At 42.2% G+C, this 896-nt stretch carries 1 protein-coding gene; it reads left to right on the top strand.

What is annotated here, in order from left to right; all coding sequences use genetic code 11:
- On the top strand, positions 1-896 hold an 896-nt coding region (locus PVV69_RS09905; RefSeq protein WP_273757363.1), incomplete at both ends, for an autotransporter outer membrane beta-barrel domain-containing protein.

Below are 896 nucleotides of genomic sequence, written 5' to 3'. Positions count from 1 at the left end.
GTCATGCCAAATGCCCTCTTCTATACGGGATTAACCGATATGGCTAAGCAGAATGCACTGTTAGACAATATGAGAACATCTGTCGTAGCAAAAGAACAAGAAAAACAAAGCGGGTTCTTCTTATACACTTACGGCGGTACAGGAACATTATCCTCTGAAAGTGCTCCTCGCCAATATGGTTATAGCGGTGCTCATCTTCGCTATGCTGCTCTACAAGGAGGCGTTAACTTCGCAGCACTAGAAGGACAAAATACCACAACACATTTCGGTCTTGTCGGAACCTATGGACAGTTGTCCTTCACTCCAAAAGATATGAAAGATGCAGGTAAAAGCACATTGGATAAGTGGTCCATCACAGCCTATGGTAGCATCCAGCATGACAATGGTTTTTATCTTGATGCCCTACTATCCTATGGAATCCTAAAGGGTGACATCACCAACGCTATCATTGGCAAAACCGCAACATTGAAAAATGCCAAGATGTTGGGTATCTCCACCACTATTGGCAAACAATTTGCTACAGGTATTCAAGGTGTCACCTTCGAACCGCAAGCACAACTTGCCTATCAACATTTGCTGTTTGACACACTTTCAGATGCCGATAATTTTACCATTGATATGAAGAACCCTCATCAATGGATGATCCGTGTTGGTGGGCGTTTAACCAAAACCGTTGCCACTGCTGAAAACGGACATTCTGTTTCCTTCTATGGAAAAGTGAATGCAATCAAAACTTTTGATGAGGATCAAGCAATCCATATTGACAAGGATTATAAAATTGATCCCATGGGCTCTTTCCTTGAAGGTGGACTTGGTATCAGTGCTCAATTGTCTTCAAACGTTTCGCTTCATGGTGATGTCAGCTATCAACAAAAACTACAAAAGACTGGTATATC

The sequence above is a fragment of the Bartonella sp. MM73XJBT genome (assembly GCF_028618465.1).
In the GTDB taxonomy this organism is placed as follows: domain Bacteria; phylum Pseudomonadota; class Alphaproteobacteria; order Rhizobiales; family Rhizobiaceae; genus Bartonella.
This window is presented reverse-complemented; position numbering and strand designations above follow the sequence as displayed.